Raw genomic sequence first — 18,080 nt, forward strand, 5'->3', positions numbered from 1 at the left:
TAATCACCGTAACTGAATCATGGTACACTCATTGTATGAGGATTGCGTACCAGTATCGCTTACGCCCAAACACAGCCCAGCAAGCCATGATGGAGGACTGGCTGGAACGATTGCGTCGGCAATATAACTACAGGCTGGCTGAGCGGTTCAACTGGTGGGAGCAAAATCGCTGTGATGTGAATGCTTGCCCCCTACTCTGCTACTTACCTGAGCTGAAGGATCAACCTGATTTCTACAGCCAAAAACGTGACTTGGTGAACAGCAAGGCTTTATTTCCTGAGTATGGAGCCATTCACTCACAGGTGCTTCAAAACTGTGTGGAGCGAGTCAAAAAGACGTTTGAGCGGTGGCTGAAGGGGGATAGCAATGGCCACAGGTCAGGCAAGCCACGATTCCAGGGTCAAGGCCGCTACAGGTCATTTACCTTGCCGCAGATCAAGCCAGACTGTGGGGATGGCAAGTTCGTCACACTGCCGAAACTGGGCAAGGTTAAGCTGATTCAGCATCGCCCCTTACCCGATGGATTCAAGATTAAAACTGCCACTGTTACCCACAAGGCTGACGGGTGGTATGTGACGTTAAGCCTTGAAGATGCTTCTATACCTGTCTTCTCGCCCGACGATCCAGTGATGGAAAACACCATCGGGATTGATGTCGGCTTGAAGTCGTTTCTGGTCGATGATTCAGCCAAAGAAGTAGTCATCCCTCAGCCCTACCGTAAATCAGAGAAGCGCCTGAAGCGGTTGCAGCGATCGCTCTCCCGCAAGCAGAAAGGTTCTAACCGTCGCAAGAAAGCAATTAAGCGGGTTTCCAGGGCACATCTAAAAGTCGCCAATCAACGCAAAGACTTTCACTACAAGACCGCCAAAAAGCTTTTGTCTCAAGGGAAACACGTCGCACATGAAAAGCTGAATATCAAGGGGCTGGCTAAGTCGAGACTGGCAAAGTCAATCAGCGATGCTGGGTGGGGTCAATTCCTCGCAATTCTCTCAATCAAGGCTGAAAGAGCCGGGTTGATGACAGTTGCAGTGAATCCCAGCGGCACCTCTCAGAACTGCTCTGGATGCGGTACAAAAGTTCCAAAAACACTAAAGGACAGACTTCACGCCTGTCCTGAGTGTGGGTTAACGATTGACCGTGACCATAATGCAGCTATCAATATTAAGCACTTGGCGGTAGGGCATTGCGTCAATAAAGCTCAGGTAACGTCCCATGCAATCGCAGGAGTCACTGAGAAGCCCACATTCTATGCTGACGCATAGAATGTGGGAGTATGTCACTACGGGTATTGTATTTCGCCCATCTGAAGGAACCAGTTGGGTGAATGTGATAGCTAATCGCGATCGCAATTAAATAAATATTAAAAAATGTTAAGTAAGTATCAAAAAATGCCGCATGGAGCAGGGAAAATCACTGCATTTCTGCCCCCAACGACGGATCTTTTAAGTCAGATTTGTACTGGTTTATTAGAAGAACCATTAGAGAAATAGGACAACTTTAGTTCAAGATATTTCAAGCGATCGCTTTTTAATGTGAAAAACTAATTGATCATTGAGGTCAACCGTCAATCGTTTCTAATTCAACATAAAAGCCCCAGCGATCACCGGAGCTTTTATATCAAAATTTAAGTGAATTCATGCCTTGGGCCTAGCGATTTTTGTGGCTATTACGACCACCCTCTCGACCAATCTCTGCCATGTGATCGCGGTCTTGGCTTACAACTTCGCCACCTTTACGGCCTGCTTCTCTGGCTTCTTCAGGAGTAAATTCATGAGCAGTTCCTTTTTCATGGGCCGCTTTTCCACCCATGCTGGCAATCTCGCGCTGCTTCTTTTCGTCCATGGAGGCAAAGCCCTGTTTGCCTTTTTCTTCCTTCTTGTTTGCCATAGAAAGCTCCTTGTTCTGACAGGTATTAAACTTTATTGAAATGCAAATTATTACAAGTTCTTCACTTGTTGTTTATAGCCTAGAAAAATGAGTCTATTGCTTCCTCTGACTTAGGATTGATAATTAAGGCTGAAAAGAGAAAATTTATCATTCTAATGGTGTAGGCAAGTAATTTGGAAATCCAAACTTGGAAATTAATTATATTTGCTTCAACTATGTTAGTAGAAGGTAAGCTTGAAACGTCGCTGTAGCCTATAGATCAGAACTCCTTAAGCGATTTTTTGGGTAAAGAGTTGTAGAGACTTTGCTTAAAAAGTGCCTATACTCTCAACTCTATTCGTTGGCAGGCTCTCTGACTGCGTTCTCGGTTAGGTCTGTTTTCATCCTTTAATCTCTGTAATAATTGTTCATGGTTTAGCTAAGCGGTGTATGGTGAAAAGATTGGTTTAGAGATACGTGCGTATGAGACAGTTCTTCATTCACATTCGCCGTTGGAGTGCCTCGCTTCAACGATTGGTTCTATCCCTAGTGCTAATGACGTTGGCTGTGCAATTAGTGGCCTTACCCGCGATCGCCACTGGAATTTATGAGATGCCCAGTTCACCTCCAGACGCACTATTGCTGGATCAAGCTGATGTAGTCAGTCGCCTGAATGAAGGCAAAATTACGAAAGAGCTAGAAGATTTATCGAAGCAAACGGGGAACGAGGTTCGACTAGTGATTATCCGTCGCCTCGACTACGACGAGAACCCAGGAGGGTTTACAAACAAGCTGTTTGAAAAGTGGTTTCCGACCCCTGAGGTTCAAGCTAATCAAACATTGCTGGTGCTAGATAAGGTGACAAATCAATCGGCGATTCGTACGGGCGACCAAGTAAAAACGGTAATGTCAGATGCGATCGCTGAAAGTGTGGCTCAAGAAACGCTCTTGGTGCCTCTAGTGCAGGGTGATAATTATAACCAGGCATTTTTGGATACTAGCGATCGCTTGGTAGCAGTACTATCGGGACGACCTGATCCGGGACCTCCCCAGGTGGTAGATAATGTGCGGACAGAAGGTACATTTGCCACTGCGGAGCAGACGGAGCAAGAGCGTGGTAGTGCAATGGTTTGGGTGATCGGCTTGTTGGTTGCCGCAACTGTGATTCCGATGGCAACTTACTATTTCTATCTATATTTGCAATCTCAGGCTTAGAACTGAACTCAGGGGGCATCTGCCCCCAAAACCGATTAAATCGTGAAAGGCTCGATCGCGTAGTTCTTCCATTGCCGTTGCGCCCACTCCGACACAAAGGGCCGAATCACAAATTTAAGCGGCTTACCTTCTTTGATATCGATCCGCAAAAACGAGTAAGGGCGGCGCTTTTGAGTGCCTAATCCGGTACGTCCTACATAGAGGAGCGATCGCGCAACTAGGTGCTCATCATTGTTGACCACAGTGCCAATCGGTTCTCGCAATTCTGGCCCTTCCGTTCTTTGGCGACGCAAACTAAAGCCGCTACCACCACATACAATCCAGTTAAGATGCGAATCGGCATGACCTGTATTGAGCGTGCGGAGATATTCTAGACAGTGAGCATGGCCGTTGAGAACTAAATCTACCAAGGGGCGATCGCGCAGAGTTTCTGTTAAGGCATCTCCTGCACCAATCTCAGCCGCCACTGCATCTAAGACTTGGCGTAGGCGATGACGAATGGCTAATGTCTGCCCTTGGTACCATTTAGTCGCTTCTGTCACATAGGGGGGATGATGAAAGTAGATTACACGCCCTCGCACTGAGTCTGTGTGCCAAGACTCAACCAATCGTTGCTTCAACCAATTCAGTTGCTCATGGTCCACGACAGTCGTGCTATCTGCCGCTAATTGTTTTTCAATATCCAACTTGGCTTCTTCCAATTGCTCTAGCTTGGTACGCAGATCATCTAGCTGCTCAGCTTGTTCTGGTTGATCGGGCTTTAGTGTCGTAGAAGTAGCCAATATTTGCTGGTTTTGCTGCTCTAATTCATTTCGTTGTTTTTCTAGCGCTTGGCGATAAGCTTCTCCTTCCCCTGTCTTAGGTAACGGTAGCGGCACATTAAATGTATTAGAGTCGAGCGCAAAGAAATCAACACCGCCATAACGGAAGGTGTAATAGCGATTGGGTAGCCGTGTAAATTCTTTAGGCTCATAACGTAGACATAAGCCTGTCTCTGTTTTCTCGGTATAATGATGATCCAAATGTTGGGCGATCGCTTGAGGCGTACCCAGTCGGTTTAAGCAGTCTAAAAAGGCGTGGGCATACACCTTGCCTTGCCCAGAACCCCGCCAACCCATATCAAAGTCTAAGTGCGATTGTAGTAAGCGACGAAAGGGTAGGGTTGCCTGTACCAGTAGGCCCAAGCCTAACGGGAGATCATAATAATCGTGATTGCCAGGAGTAGGGAGAAAAGGGAGATTGAACACCATGCGATCGTAAGGAATCTTTTCCGGTCGCTCCCCCCCGACTAAAAACTCACGATACGGCTCAATGAAATTTTTCAGATAATACTCGCTAGAGCCGACTAAATAGATCACATCGCCTGTATGCAGTACAAAACGGCAATCTTGCTGCTCCAGCATCTGCTCCGCCACTCGCCGCTGGGGGTTATGCCCGCGATGCTGCCCAGAGCCACTATCCCCTACCACCATAAAAGAAAACTCTGTATCCTCCGATCCACTATCTGCGATCGCTAGCCGAGTTTGGTCAATGCCTCGCTCTAGCACCAGTGGGTCTTGCCACCGAACTCGCTGTTGCATTTGGCGAATCTTGACGGCGATCGGGGGATCAGAAACAAATTTCATAGAGCATCGGTTCCGGCAGAAGGGATTTGATAGACATGAGCTTCAAGCTGTAACACCAGATTACCTGGTTGCACCTCCAAGTGTTGAATTTGGCACACGATGCCTTGCCACTCAAAATAAGGCACCTCTAGCAGCTCCTTGAGCTTTTGAAAGAAGACAAAGGTGAGGCTGAAGGGTAGACCTTGACCGGGATGACAGCGAAATTCTTCTAGTAAAACAGGGCGATCGTTAGTTCTAGGCAAGATTACAGCCGAAAATTGGCTGCGCTGCTCTTGATGGTTCTCTCTGCACAATAAGTTTCCCGCAAATTGGATCTTGCCACCGTTCAACAACCGGATCTCCATTGGCTGCTGCAATTCCACAGTCACAATTTCACCTTCGACATCCAGTTCCCAAGGAGATAGGTATTTGTGGATAGCATCTGAGTTTAGCGTTTGGTTAAGATCCGCTTCTGTCATGACTACTCGCATCGCTGTATCTACAGGACGCTCTAGCTTCACTTTTCCTAATAAAAGGCTCAGCGGGTTGATTTTGACTCCGTGGGTATGCACGTCTAGCTGTTGCACCCGGATGTTAGGTTCGATTACCAATCCCTGACCTGTCACGGAGACTTCGGTGGCTTGTCCCTGTACGATTTTTCCTAGGTCAGTATGCACATCTACTGCGATCGCTTCCACGGCATCCAATTGGCTCGCCAAACCTGCTTCCATGACTTGAGCCAGGACTTGTTCTTCTAGACGCGGTTCTTCTGACATTGCTTTGCGATCCTATCTTTGTGACCTAAATACTTTTATCCGTCGTCAAATAAAAACAACGCCCCTCCTGGACGTTGCTTTAAAGTTTTGAGCTTGAGAAGCTCACCCGCAACTATGACAAATTGGTGAACCTACAGCGGCTATCAAGGTTAGAAACCCAGCCTCATAACTGTTGACAGTACAGTCGGCAGCAAGCTAGTAAACGCCTTCCCGACGGTTGATCCGCTCGTCATGCTTGAAAATGACCCAAATTGCATGGATGCTTCCAGGCAACCAACCCAACAGAGTGAGCAAAATATTGATGATTAAAGTAGGGCCAACTCCTACGGTGAGGAAGATGCCTAAGGGGGGCACCAAGATACCTGCAAGAACGCGAACTATTTTCATAGAATTCCTTTCGTTTGTTAAATTTATTTTGTCTGTGCTCTGTTTTGTCTGTATTTTCCTAAACCCATTGCTCGAAATACTCCATCGAATGGGCTATTTCATGACCAAGACTGGGTAGATCCAGCCAGGGCAAAATTCAAGCTAGGGTGTAGCCGTCAAAACTAAACTTCAGTTTTGAGATCTACGCTTCTCTCAGCAAAGTACCGATTCATAAAAGTGCTGACGAGAGACAAGATCACAGGGCCTAGCAAGAAGGCAATCAAACCATCGACTCTAAACCCAGGAACTAAAACTGAGGCGAGCCAGAAACAAAGACCGTTGATGATGATCGAGAAGCCTCCTAGTGTTACGAAGTTCAGAGGCAAAGATAGAACATTCATAACGGGCTTGACGCCTGCGTTTACTCCACCGATCGCGATCGCCGCAATTAGAGCCGCTGGAAAGGTCGCGATATCAACGCCAGGAACAGCTAAATCTACCACTAGCAAGCTTAGTGCAGTCGCCACTAGCGTCAAAAGATTACTAATCATCTTGTTTTTCCCTTAAACACAACAGTAAAACGCTTTAAAAGTTCTACGTTGATCTTGCAAGACCTAGGCCGTTTATTACCTCTCTAAGAAGACAGATCTTCCACTGGGGCTTAAGTCGTAGAAATCCATCTCTCTAAGTGCTGACTCAAGGCTGTCATTAAGACCTAAACCTCGTTTAAGATGTTGGGCGGAATAGGCCTTCTAATTAAAAAATGTGATGAGTCGGAAGCGGTGGGTTGTTTTAGTTCTGGCCTTGCTGATGATTGGGCTGGCTTGGGTTGGGATCGGTGCGGCTCGGAGTGGGCTAGTGGTGCGTCAGATAGAGCGAAATAATGTGCCTATGCTTTACCTGGCCCCACAAAATCAGGCTCGTATTCCTGGGGTGCTGATTGCTCATGGTTTTGCTGGTTCTAAACAACTGATGTTGGGCTATGGGCATGTATTAGCGCATGCTGGCTATGGAGTGATGCTGTGGGATTTCTCTGGGCACGGGGGGAGTACCCTGCCTCAGCGCGATTCTTTGCAAGCAGATTTACAGGTGGCTTATGCTGCCCTGCTAGCTCAACCAGAGATAGATGCGACTCGATTGGCACTGTTGGGACACTCGATGGGCAGCGGCTCAGTGATGAATGCTGGCATTCAACAGGCCGATCGCTTTGCCGCCACCGTAGCAGTCTCCCCCACCGGAGCCAGAGTCACACCCGAAGCACCGCGAAACTTACAACTGCAAGCGGGAAGCTGGGAAGGTGGCTTTATTGGCAATGCTGAGCGATTGCTAGACAGAGCAGGCGGAAAGAATGAGAACTTAGCGGCGGGACAAGGGCGATCGCTCGTTCTGATTCCCAAGGCCGAACACATCACAATTCTGTTTCGTTCTGCAAGTCATCAAGCTGCTTTACGCTGGTTGGATGCCACCTTTGGTCGTCAAAGTTCTAGTCCTTATATAGATCGGCGGATGGCTTGGTATGGGTTGCATCTCCTCGGCTGGTTACTGGCGATCGGAGCCGTCTTGCCAGGGTTGAGCCAAGTGTCGAACCAAGCCACTAAAATCGAGGTGCGATCGCCCATTCGTCGCTGGGGTAGCTTACTCGTTTCGACTTTAGCAGCGAGTGGGGTTTTACCGCTGTTGAGTCACGAAGCGAACTTAGCAGCACTGGGCGGTGTGCAAGTAGGTGGAGCAGTAGCGCTGTGGTTTGGCATTGCAGGAATCTTCTGGCTAGGACTGTTAACTCAATTTCCGCGACCGACACTTCTGGCTCTGCTGCTGGGCATTTCTCTATTTGCTCTCTTGTGGATCGGCTTTGGTCTCATGGCCCAGTTCGTGTGGCTTCAATGGTGGCTCATTCCTACCCGCTTGGCTCTTTGGCCTTGGCTGGCTCTCGGATTTTTACCGTGGTTCTTAGCCTCTGGTATCGCTCAGCAAAACATTCCCGGTGGCTCCCGCGTTCTGTGGTGGTTGGGTCAAAGCATTGCCCTGGTAATAGGGATTTATCTGCTGCTGCAATTTTCTCCCCAACTTGGTTTTCTCTATCTCCTGCTGCCCCTATTTCCAATTTTCATGGCTCTCTTTGCTTATGTGGCAGCCCTCCTCAACAATACTTGGAGTTATGCCTTAGGCTGTGCGCTGTTCTTTGGCTGGGCGATCGCGGCTGCTTTCCCCCTAGCGTAGACCCTTAAAACAAAAGCCTCTGCTACTAAGACAGAGGCTCGGATTTCTCAAGAACTATTTAACAAAAATCAGATTTCGAACTCTAGATGTTTCAAGCTAGGGTTTAGTAAACACCACGACGGCCAGAAACAGCGTAGTAGATGAATAGAGCTACAATTGCGCCTAAAACAGCGACCAAAATACCGCCCAAACTTAAGCCAGTGGAAGTTAAGGCCAGCGATCCGGTGGTCAAGAAGCTAAAGAGGCTACCACCCACGAATGCACCAATAATCCCCAACAGCATGGTGCCCAGAATGCCACCACCTTGACGACCAGGATAGATAGCTTTAGCAATAGCACCCGCGATTAAACCTAATACGATCCAAGCCAAAATATTCATCTTTTTTCTCCGTTCTTAAAGACTATGGGTTCTAAATAAACGTTCTAAATTTGATGTTTGTAATGCAGGTATTCCTGAATACATTTATAAGTTATCGGATAGCACAGGGCTCTTCCAACTATCACAAGAGAGAAAGCTGTTCCTGCCTACGGCAGAGTTTGGTGAAATCCAGCCTCTACCTCTGCATAGAGCAGGGATGCTGCCAAGCCGTGTAAAAAGCGGCGTAGGGTAATTGCTGAGCACAATACCAAAGCAACTTGTAGCACTCTTGCGCTTGAGGAGAAAGCTTGGCTTTGGGAGGAATAGCTCTCAGATTTGATGGAATCGTAGGGTCAAAGCATTTCAGGGTAGAAACAATCATCGGTAACTGTTCCTGAAGCAGAATTTCCCTCAAGTCCTCACCCATGCGGCGATAGAGAGTTGTGGAGTGTTGAGACTGCAACAGTTGGAGCAAGACCTCAATTGCTTGAGGATGTCCTGGCTGTAGGTGCCCCAATTGGCAAGCTAGTCGTCGCTGGGTGGAAGCATCCGTCGCAACTACCAAACGCTGTTCCAAAGCCGCGATCGCCTGAGCGGGATCTCGTTGAACTTGAGGTTTAGCGCGTCGGGAACGTTTTGGGAAGGGAGCGGGCTGCTGATTCGCTTGGATGAACGTGTTAGCGATCGCATGGCTGGGATCAAGCTGCAATAAATTCTCTGCGGCTTGCAGGCGTAAAGAGATGTCTGTAGCCGTTTCGATCAAGTTGGTTAAAGTTGTGGCGGCGATCGCATTCCCTGAGTCAAGCTTGCCCAAAGCATAAGCAGCTTTCCGACGCAACGAGTCTTGTTTGGTAGTAGCAATGAGGTCTGTCAAGGTCGCGATCGCCAGCGGATTACCAGGGTCAACTTTGCCTAAGCTCTCACCAATTTGCAGCCGCAACGGTTCGCTATGTAGCGTCTTCAGGAGGCGAGTCATCGTCGCGAGCGCCACCCGATTCCCCTGCTCAAAGGTTTTGCCCAAACTGTAGGCCGCATTCCAACAGGCAAAGAAATCAGAGGTAGATTGAATAAATTGTTCTAACGCCGCGATCGCTTGGGTGCGGTCAGTTTGTAGCAGCGCCACTCTCGCTCCCTCTTGCATTGGAAATGGATAGCATTGCCAAGTTTGCTGCTGAGAATCGAACTCACCAAACCGCCAGCGCAGTAACTGAGTCAAGATAGATTCTGCATCAGGATATTCCGGAAACTCGGTCAAACCTGCGGCTGCGAGAAAATAAGCTTGATAGTGATAGAACCCGCCACAGCCATCTTCCCACTCCGTTAGAGCTTGAAGAAAAGAGATCTTTTCTATAGCAGATATATCGGAGCGTCCTAACCACAGCAAGATCACCTCTCGCCATTGGGAGGCACAGACGAGCGGAGATGCCTCTAGATCCACCGGTGAGTTAGGAGCAGTTGGAGGGAGAAAGCAACGCCAATCAGCGATCGCTTGGGCGGCAAAATACTCCTGAAACGTCGGGTGATAAAAGGCGTAGACCTTTTCTCCAGATGTAGTAGAGATACCGACTTGATTTAGCCAGCCTAAATTGAGGGCGAGATCTAGCAACTCCAGGGATTGTTCTCTAAAGACTTGCTGCACTAACGACTGGGATAAGCGAAACTTAGTGTTTGTTTGCGCCAACGCCTGCAAAGCTAGCTGCCCCAAAGCTTGATTCAGTTGCCAGCGTTGAGCCAAGCTGGTAGGAAAGCGGTCTTGCTTCCACTCGTAGATAGTCTCGACAAACTGTTGATATAACGCCGCTTTCGAGTTGGGTAGAGCACCCTGAGCCAGCGACCAAGCACGACAGAGCAAAGCTAATCGCAACGGATTTTTTACCACATCCTTGATTCGTCGGCGCTCCAGCTTGTCGAGTTCTACCTGCAAGCGATCGCCCAATGTGGGCTGCGACTGAAACCAACGCTCAATAAATTGTCCCACCTGATCTGTATTTGCAGCATCTCCATGACTAAACGTGAGATTACGATAAGTGGTAAAGGTTTCTAGCGCATTTTTGCCACTATCCCAAACATTAAGGCGACAGGTGAGAATCACATGGGCATCAGCAACCCAACCGCGCAACTGCCTCGCGATCGCCGCCAAAGCAGAACTTGCCTCCGTTGCCATCTCATCGACAGCATCCAGCAGCAGCCACACTCGCCTTTGATTGAACTGCACTCCTAATTCTTCTTGTAACTCTGTTGCAACCGTAACTTTGCGAGTTGCTGCTTTCAACCAATCTTGTAGTAGATACTGCTCTAAGGTGGCTCCTTGCAAATCTGCCAAGGAGATCCAAATTGGTAAGGCTCGTTGTTCCAGCAACCAACTGGCGATCTTTTGTAGCAATGTGGTTTTGCCCGCTCCTGGTTCTCCGGCGATCGCAATCCGTTTTGCCAATCCGGTCTGCTGCAACTGTTCCAGAAATTGCTCTAGAACCAACTGAGCCGTATCTCCCTCTTCCGTCTCATAGAGTTTCGAGCCTTGATCTGCCCTCACCTCTATATCTCGCCGCTCCTGCTGTTTACGCTCCACTAACCCTAGCGGTACATATACTTCATCTACCTCAAATGCAACTCCATCTCCCACGGTCAGCGGATTGGTCGTGAGTCGTTGATACTGCTGCGCCTCTAAAACTTCTCGGCACCACTGCCACCACGCATCTGCTTGAGGCGAATCGCCATTCGCCCCTACAACTGCTGCATCTGTATTTTGAGTACTTGTTTTCTGAGCTACCTGCTTCGACCTTTGCGATCGCCGCTGTTCCCACTCCGCCTCAAAGCGCTGCAAGTTGACTGCGCGATCGCGCCGAGGATGCCATAACGTCAACGTGAAATGCCAAGTTTCCGAGCCACCCCGATTTGGACGATTATCCTCCAACAATTCCAGAAAATCTTCAAACCGTCGCAACGCTTCCTTAATCTGTTCACCCGTCAAAGGAGTCGCCGCCAGCTTGGTCAAAGCCTCTAAAAACCGCACCTTCGTCCGCACAATTAGGCGCTGTTCGGTCTGCCAATGCACCTGGATTTGCGATCGCAACCCATCCAAAGCCACCTCATCACAGTCCAACTCATCATTGGCGTAATCCAACAACACCGCCAATAACTGCTGCGATCGCTTCTTCACTTCCGGGCCATAACTTAGACGTGCCATTGGTCGTGTCTCTAGATCCCCATCTTGAGCCAACCAAAAACTTGCTCTACTGTTAAGGCTAGATCAATCTCTGGTAATACAGGCAAAACATCCTCTTCTTGAAGTAGAGAAGGCTGTTGCTTTGGTAAAAAGATCAAGATACTCAGGTCGTCGGGGTCAACAAACCAGCCTAAACGACAGCCATACTCCAAACAATGAAGAATATTGCCAATGACTTTATTGGCTTTTTGCTCAGGCGACAGAATTTCAATTGTCCAATCTGGTGGTAGCTCAAAATTATCAGGCACTTCAGCGTTCGTAGTGAATGGTATATGCTGCCACTGGAAAACCGCTAGATCCGGTACAAGCGATCGCCCGCCAAAACTACAACGTAACTCTGGGAATGCGTAGGCTATTTGCTGCTCCTCTGCCGTTTGATTTACAGCAGCACCAATTTTACCTTGCAGACGACTGTGTCTCCCTTTAGGTATGGATTTTTGAATAATGGCACCGTTGATGTATTCGCTAGCAGGTTCTGTTTCTGGAAGCTGCAAAAATTCCTCTAGGGTAAGGGGTTGAGACGTTACCGTAGCCATTGTTCTAGCATCCTCTACAGATGTGTTCTGAGTGTAGCAAAGAGAATGGTGAGCGATCGCTTTATTACATAGGTCGTGAAGGCATTGACCATGAGGTGGGGCGTGAGTCACACACCCTACGATTCTGGGAAAGAAACCACAAAAGCTGGGGGAATCCCTCAAGTCAAAATATTCCCCTAGCGCTCAAACCTTTAGAACAAAAGCATTTTGGCTCTTAGTTGATGGATTCGCCTGAGGGAAGATGGCCCGCCTATTCTGAATTCATCCAAGACAGAGAGGCAGCAGAACGATGAACCGACGACGAACTTAAACCCAGATCATTAACAACTTTGCATGTGGCGGCTAGCTCAACAGTAGAGTACCAACTTTGCCCTTACGGGCCGCAGATTGAGGGTTATCGTTTACAAACCGAATCCCCCCTTAATCGCCGGAGATGCGGGTGCAATTCCCGCGCCGCTACACCAAATCTCCAAAATTTCTCGATTTACACTGGCAGGTCGCTTAACAGTAAAGCACCACTTTTTGCCTTTACGGGCCGCAGATTGAGGGTTATCGCTTGCAAATCGAATCCCCCCTTAATCGCCGGAGATGCGGGTGCAATTCCCGTCCTGTCAATTTTCCAATTTGCCCAAACGGGCCGGAGGCGTTACAAACAATGAATTACCAATTTTTTGTCCAAAACAAAACTCGCACCCCTCAAACTCAACCTATCCCTGGACGCGCAACGGAAATGATCCAGGGACGTTCTGGGGGCTACATGTTCCAGGCAGGGTTGTGGCAAACTCTGCGACGCTGCTTGCTGATTGGCACTGCCCAGAGCACTTACTACGCCGGAAAGCAAGAACTGACGAACGAGTTTGTGGATGTCTTAGAGCAGGCGATCGCAGAGAATCCGGAGCGAGTTGCGGCTGAGATTGTCTATGCTTCGGATGGTCGTGCCATCAACAACAGTGCGCCGATCTTTGCCTTAGTGCTGCTCTCGATGGGGGAAGCCCCGGAAGCGAAACAAGCTTTTCAAAAAATCTTTCCGCAAGTGGTGCGGACGGGTAGCCATTTCTATGAGTGGCTGAACTATACCAAGTCAGTGCGAGGATTCGGCAAAATTGTCCGAGCCGCAGGTCAACGGTGGTTAGCACGAGAGAACGTCAAAGAATTGGCGTACCAATTGCTTAAATATCAACAGCGCCAGGGTTTCTCTCACCGAGATGCGTTGCGGCTGTTCCACGTTAAGCCTCCCACAGAGGAACATAACCAGTTGTTTCAGTGGGTGACTCAAGGTTGGGAGAACCTACCTCACCAGGCTCCTTCAGAGGCTCTAGGGCAAATCTGGTGGTACGAGTGGCTAAAGCGGCACCCAGAGCAAGCTCATGAGGCGATCGCGAAAGGCCGCTTAACTCACGAAATGGCTGCACCTGTGGGCAAAATGGACAAGCAGGCTTGGCAACTCTTGTTCAATGACATGCCAATTGGAGCCATGTTGCGAAACCTGGGTTCCTTGACAGAGCTAGGCGTTCTTCGATTTGACCACCGCAAAAACCTAGACAAAGTAGAGAGAGCTCTCAACAGTCGAGAGCATCTCCGTAAGGGTCGCATTCACCCCATTGATGTCCTCAAAGCGCTGAAAACTTACCAATCGGGCGGTAAATTAGGCCGTAGCCAGAAGACTTGGGAACCCATCCCACGCATTGTAGACATTTTAGAAAAGGCGTTAGAACTCTCCTTTGATGTGCTGCAACCTACTGGGAAAGTGTTTCTCCATGCGATCGATGTTTCTGGCTCTATGTCTTACTACAGTGTGAGTTCTATCGGCTTAACCTGTTGTGAGATTGCTACCACAATGGCGCTTGCTACTGCCAAAGCTGAGAAGAACTATGTGATTCGAGGATTTGCGGAGAATTTTCGAGATCTCAATATTTCTGCTCAAGATTCCTTCAGTTCCGCGATCGCCAAAGCCAACAGCCAGAACTTTGGTGGCACCGACGCTTCTGTGGCCTACGATTGGATGATTCAGCACAAGTTCAAAGCGGATGTCGTTTGCTTCTGGACGGATTGCGAAAGCTGGGCAGGACAACGGCACCCTAGCCAAGCGCTAGCAGAATATCGCCGCAAGGTGAACCCTAACGTGAAGGCGGTGTATATCAGCTTGGCCCCCTACCAAATTTCCTTGGTTGACCCTAAAGATCCGTTGTCTTGGGATCTAGCAGGTTTTGACCCCGGTGCGCCTCGCCTGATTCAAATGCTAGCAACGGGTGAATTGTAAAGACCTAACCCCCAGCCCCTTCCCTACTAGGGAAGGGGAGCTAGATTCAAAACCAATCACAGCCGTTTTCAAATGAATGCACCACGCTTGTAAATTCTCTAAGCCCCCTAAATCCCCTTTTCTGGGATGCCCGCTAGGGCTTTATCCTGGGGGACTGTGAGTCTTGTTCCCCCCAAATTTGGGGGGCTAGGGGGGCCTGGTTTGGAACGCTTTCGTTGTATGAAACAGCCCTGCTGGTAGGGAAGGGGAGCTAGATGCAAAACCAATTAATTTTCCTGTATGAGCAACACCTATTAGAACAATCTGATTTAATGGAGGCAAGATTAAGTCGAGGGTGTTGAGAGTAGCTACGATGCATATTCTTCATGGCACTTGGATTCCAGAAGAGACAACGGGTTTTGTCCAGAGTGGTGGATTTTATCTGTGGATTGAAACCACAGAAACGCTGCGACGGCGTAAGACAGTCCCTCTCCTCCACTTAAATCATTTGCCCCAAGAGAAACTAGCGAAATTTCTCACCGAAGCTCTTGGCATCAAGCCTGCTACTTATCAAAAACTCGAAACCGCGATCGCGCCAAAATATTTTTTGTTGCCGACCGTAGAAGATCAACCTTGCCCTTCTCCAGAACTAGCCCGCTATCTGGAACTGGAGCCACCCGAACAATGGCAGTGGCAATACTGGCAAGTCGATTGCTACCGTCCCACAGCCTATGTCAAAACTAGCACTTACAGCCATGCCTCTGTCACGAATGTCATTAAGCTGCTGAATGAGCTACATTTCATCGCTTTGCACAATTTGGCTGAGATTCAGTTGGGCGCAGATCTCCTATTTTGGTATCACTACACCCAATTCTTTAAACAAATCATTCTGCACGATCAATACATTCCAGCCCTAAAGTATCGATCGCTCACTCCAGCACCGACTCCCACCGCGCCCTCTGCTAAAGCAAAACGCAAAACCACAGCTTCAACCACCGCCAAGACCACCAAGGGTAAGCGCCAGACCAAAACCGAGACAGCAAAAGCAGGAACAGCCCCCAAAGAGTTTGAAATTTATCAAGGCTGGGAAATCCTTTCAGCTCGGTATGAAGCGGAATTAGAGCGATATGTAGAACTGATGCCCTTCATTTGTGTAGCAGGTTGCTCGGAGCCGCAAAAGCCACCGCAACTCTACGATAAAACAACTTTGCTGCGTCATTTTTCGGAGGTATTGCTAGCCGAAATTGTCACTCATACCCCCACCTCCACTGCCTTTGAGAAACAGATTAACGATACTTTGTTGGGGAGTTGCTTACATCCCGGACATCCTTGGCAATATCCGGAAGGGTTAACCCAATATCAGCAGTGGAAAACCTGGCGCGATCGCATTGGCCGCAGTCAAGCTGATCTCCCCTTTCATTTATGTTTTCAGCTCCAATCGCCTGCCAAACCAGAAGATGCTTGGACGCTGGAGTTTCAGGTAGCTTCACGGCAAGATCCCTCAGTGCAGATCCCCTTACAGGACTACTGGCGGCTCCGCACCAATCGCCACAAAGCTCTGATTCAACAGTTTGGAGAAGATTTTGAGCAACATTTGCTGATTCATCTGGGTTATGCTGCGCGGATCTATCCTCAGCTCTGGACTGGCCTAGAAACTGATCAGCCTGTTGGGATCTCTCTGACGATCGCCGAAGCTTCTGCCTTTTTGCAAGAATCAGCCTGGGTCTTGGAAGCAGCGGGTTATAAAGTCAGGGTGCCTGCTTGGTGGACTCCTCAAGGCTGGCGGCGAACCAAGCTGCGGATGAAAGCGCAAGGCCGCACCTTGGGCGGAGACGACAAAAGTAAAACTTACTTCTCCTTTGAAACCCTAGTAGATTACCGCTACGAGTTGTCAATTGATGGCAAGCCCGTGAGCGAACAAGAGTGGCAAGAGTTGGTCGATACCAAAGCTTCCTTGGTGCAGTTTCGCGGTCAATGGATGCAGCTCGACCAAGACAAAATGCAGCAAATGTTGGAGTTTTGGAAAAAACATCAGCACGAGCGGCCAGAGCTGAGTTTGGTTGATTTTATGAAGCTGTCTGGAGGCAGCGAGGATGGCATTGAGCTAGAAGTCGATCACGACGAGACTTTGGCCGAGATGCTGAGTAAACTGAATGACAAAAGTCATCTAGAAATATTGCCCGATCCCAAAACACTCCAGGGAACCTTACGCACCTATCAAAAACGTGGCCTAGCTTGGCTGCACTATCTCGAAACGCTGGGCCTGAATGGTTGCCTCGCGGATGATATGGGCATGGGCAAGTCGTTACAGGTGATTGCTCGCTTGGTGCAAGAGCGGGAACAGGTGCCCAAGAAATCCAAAAAATCAGTAACTATCTCACCCACGTTGTTGATTGCGCCGACTTCAGTGGTGGGTAACTGGCAAAAGGAGATCGAGAAATTCGCCCCACATCTGCGATCGCTCGTCCATCATGGTAGCGATCGCCTCCAGAAAAAAGAGGAGTTTCAAGCCGCGATCGCCAACTGTGATGTCGTCATCACCTCCTACACCTTGGTTCGCAAAGATATCACTCTGCTCTCAGAAGTAGAGTGGCGACGGATCGTGATTGATGAAGCCCAAAACATTAAAAATCCCAAAACAGCTCAAACTAAAGCCATCTACAAGCTACCAGGGCAATATCGGCTGGCGCTCACAGGCACTCCGGTCGAAAACCGCTTACTTGATCTATGGTCCATTTTCAACTTCCTTAATCCGGGTTATCTAGGTAAGGAGTCGCAGTTTCGCCAATCCTTTGAAATCCCGATTCAGAAAAATAATGATGTCATGCGCTCTGCCACGCTCAAAAAATTGGTGGAGCCGTTCATTCTCCGTCGCGTCAAAACCGATCCCAGCATCATTCAAGATCTACCTGACAAGATGGAGCAAAAGCTCTACTGCAACCTCACCAAAGAACAAGCGTCTCTCTACGAAGCTACCGTGAAAGATGTGGAGAAGCAATTACAAGCAGCAGCAGGCATTCAGCGTAAGGGCTTGATTCTCGCTACTCTGATAAAACTGAAGCAAATCTGTAACCATCCCATGCAGTTTTTGCAGGATGGCAGTGACTTTACCCCAGAGCGATCGCACAAGTTAGAGCGCTTAACGGAGATGACCCAAGAAGCGATCGCGGAAGGAGAAAGCCTACTCGTATTTACCCAATTTTCCGAAATTGGCGAAGCGCTAGAGAAGTACCTGAAACATACGCTGCGCTGCAACACCTACTATCTCCACGGCGGCACCCCTCGCCCCAAACGAGAACAGATGATTACCGAGTTCCAAGACCCCAATACTGAACCTTCAGTTTTTGTGTTGTCGTTGAAAGCAGGTGGTGTGGGCATTACCCTGACCAAAGCCAACCATGTGTTTCATTTCGATCGCTGGTGGAATCCGGCGGTAGAAGACCAAGCCACCGATCGCGCCTTCCGGATTGGTCAAAAGAAGAATGTTTTTGTGCATAAGTTTGTCGCAATTGGCACCTTGGAAGAACGGATTGACCAGATGATTGAGGATAAAAAGAAACTGGTCGGCGCGATCGTGGGAGCGGATGAATCTTGGCTGACAGAACTCGACAATGAAGCCTTTAAGCAATTAATTTCTTTGAATCGCAGTGCTGTGTTGGATTAAAAGTTCCGGA

The 18,080-nt window shown here is 48.7% G+C and carries 13 protein-coding genes and 2 tRNA genes; 7 read left to right on the top strand and 8 right to left on the bottom strand.

The window, feature by feature from the left end:
- Positions 1 to 35 precede the first annotated feature (35 nt).
- The gene (locus KME12_06155) at positions 36 to 1,262 is read left to right on the top strand and encodes a transposase (protein ID MBW4487357.1); all 1,227 of its coding nucleotides are present in this window, start codon (positions 36 to 38) and stop codon (positions 1,260 to 1,262) included.
- 385 nt (positions 1,263 to 1,647) lie between these two features.
- Here the strand turns inward: KME12_06155 and KME12_06160 are convergent, their stop codons facing one another.
- A complete protein-coding gene (locus KME12_06160; protein MBW4487358.1) occupies positions 1,648 to 1,887 on the bottom strand; it encodes a KGG domain-containing protein in 240 nt (79 codons plus the stop codon).
- A 462-nt stretch (positions 1,888 to 2,349) separates the two neighbouring features.
- Between KME12_06160 and KME12_06165 the strand changes: the two genes are divergently transcribed.
- A complete protein-coding gene (locus tag KME12_06165; protein MBW4487359.1) occupies positions 2,350 to 3,081 on the top strand; it encodes a TPM domain-containing protein in 732 nt (243 codons plus the stop codon).
- 35 nt (positions 3,082 to 3,116) lie between these two features.
- Here the strand turns inward: KME12_06165 and KME12_06170 are convergent, their stop codons facing one another.
- The 4 genes from KME12_06170 to KME12_06185 all read right to left on the bottom strand — a co-directional run bounded on the left by KME12_06170 (position 3,117) and on the right by KME12_06185 (position 6,378).
- A complete protein-coding gene (locus tag KME12_06170; GenBank protein MBW4487360.1) occupies positions 3,117 to 4,706 on the bottom strand; it encodes a metallophosphoesterase in 1,590 nt (529 codons plus the stop codon).
- Positions 4,703 to 5,461 carry a DUF2993 domain-containing protein gene (locus tag KME12_06175; GenBank protein MBW4487361.1) on the bottom strand — a complete coding sequence of 253 codons (759 nt, stop codon included), beginning with the start codon at positions 5,459 to 5,461 and terminating at the stop codon, positions 4,703 to 4,705. Before KME12_06175 ends, KME12_06170 begins: the two co-directional genes overlap by 4 nt.
- Before the next feature lie 195 nt (positions 5,462 to 5,656).
- On the bottom strand, positions 5,657 to 5,848 hold the full coding sequence (locus KME12_06180) for a YqaE/Pmp3 family membrane protein (GenBank protein MBW4487362.1): 192 nt from the start codon (positions 5,846 to 5,848) through the stop codon (positions 5,657 to 5,659).
- 161 nt (positions 5,849 to 6,009) lie between these two features.
- Complete coding sequence (locus KME12_06185) at positions 6,010 to 6,378, bottom strand: phage holin family protein (GenBank protein ID MBW4487363.1); 369 nt, start codon at positions 6,376 to 6,378, stop codon at positions 6,010 to 6,012.
- Between the two features lie 217 nt (positions 6,379 to 6,595).
- Here KME12_06185 and KME12_06190 point away from each other — a divergent pair, with 217 nt between their 5' ends.
- Entirely contained in the window at positions 6,596 to 8,047 is a 1,452-nt protein-coding gene (locus KME12_06190; GenBank protein ID MBW4487364.1) for a lysophospholipase, read from the top strand.
- A 103-nt stretch (positions 8,048 to 8,150) separates the two neighbouring features.
- On the opposite strand, the gene KME12_06195 is transcribed toward KME12_06190, so the two are convergent.
- The 3 genes from KME12_06195 to KME12_06205 form a co-directional block, all read right to left on the bottom strand.
- The gene (locus tag KME12_06195) at positions 8,151 to 8,426 is read right to left on the bottom strand and encodes a GlsB/YeaQ/YmgE family stress response membrane protein (protein ID MBW4487365.1); all 276 of its coding nucleotides are present in this window, start codon (positions 8,424 to 8,426) and stop codon (positions 8,151 to 8,153) included.
- A gap of 175 nt (positions 8,427 to 8,601) precedes the next feature.
- Entirely contained in the window at positions 8,602 to 11,592 is a 2,991-nt protein-coding gene (locus KME12_06200; protein MBW4487366.1) for a HEAT repeat domain-containing protein, read from the bottom strand.
- A gap of 11 nt (positions 11,593 to 11,603) precedes the next feature.
- Entirely contained in the window at positions 11,604 to 12,167 is a 564-nt protein-coding gene (locus KME12_06205) for a Uma2 family endonuclease (GenBank protein ID MBW4487367.1), read from the bottom strand.
- A 335-nt stretch (positions 12,168 to 12,502) separates the two neighbouring features.
- Here KME12_06205 and KME12_06210 point away from each other — a divergent pair.
- From KME12_06210 to KME12_06225, 4 genes are all read left to right on the top strand, one after another.
- Positions 12,503 to 12,631, top strand: a tRNA-OTHER gene (locus tag KME12_06210).
- A 26-nt stretch (positions 12,632 to 12,657) separates the two neighbouring features.
- A tRNA-OTHER gene (locus KME12_06215) sits at positions 12,658 to 12,782 on the top strand.
- A gap of 40 nt (positions 12,783 to 12,822) precedes the next feature.
- On the top strand, positions 12,823 to 14,427 hold the full coding sequence (locus KME12_06220) for a TROVE domain-containing protein (protein MBW4487368.1): 1,605 nt from the start codon (positions 12,823 to 12,825) through the stop codon (positions 14,425 to 14,427).
- A gap of 352 nt (positions 14,428 to 14,779) precedes the next feature.
- Positions 14,780 to 18,070: a DEAD/DEAH box helicase gene (locus KME12_06225; protein ID MBW4487369.1), complete on the top strand. Its 3,291-nt coding sequence runs from the start codon at positions 14,780 to 14,782 to the stop codon at positions 18,068 to 18,070.
- Positions 18,071 to 18,080: the final 10 nt, after the last annotated feature.

Source organism: Trichocoleus desertorum ATA4-8-CV12 (assembly GCA_019358975.1).
Lineage (GTDB): Bacteria > Cyanobacteriota > Cyanobacteriia > FACHB-46 > FACHB-46 > Trichocoleus > Trichocoleus desertorum_A.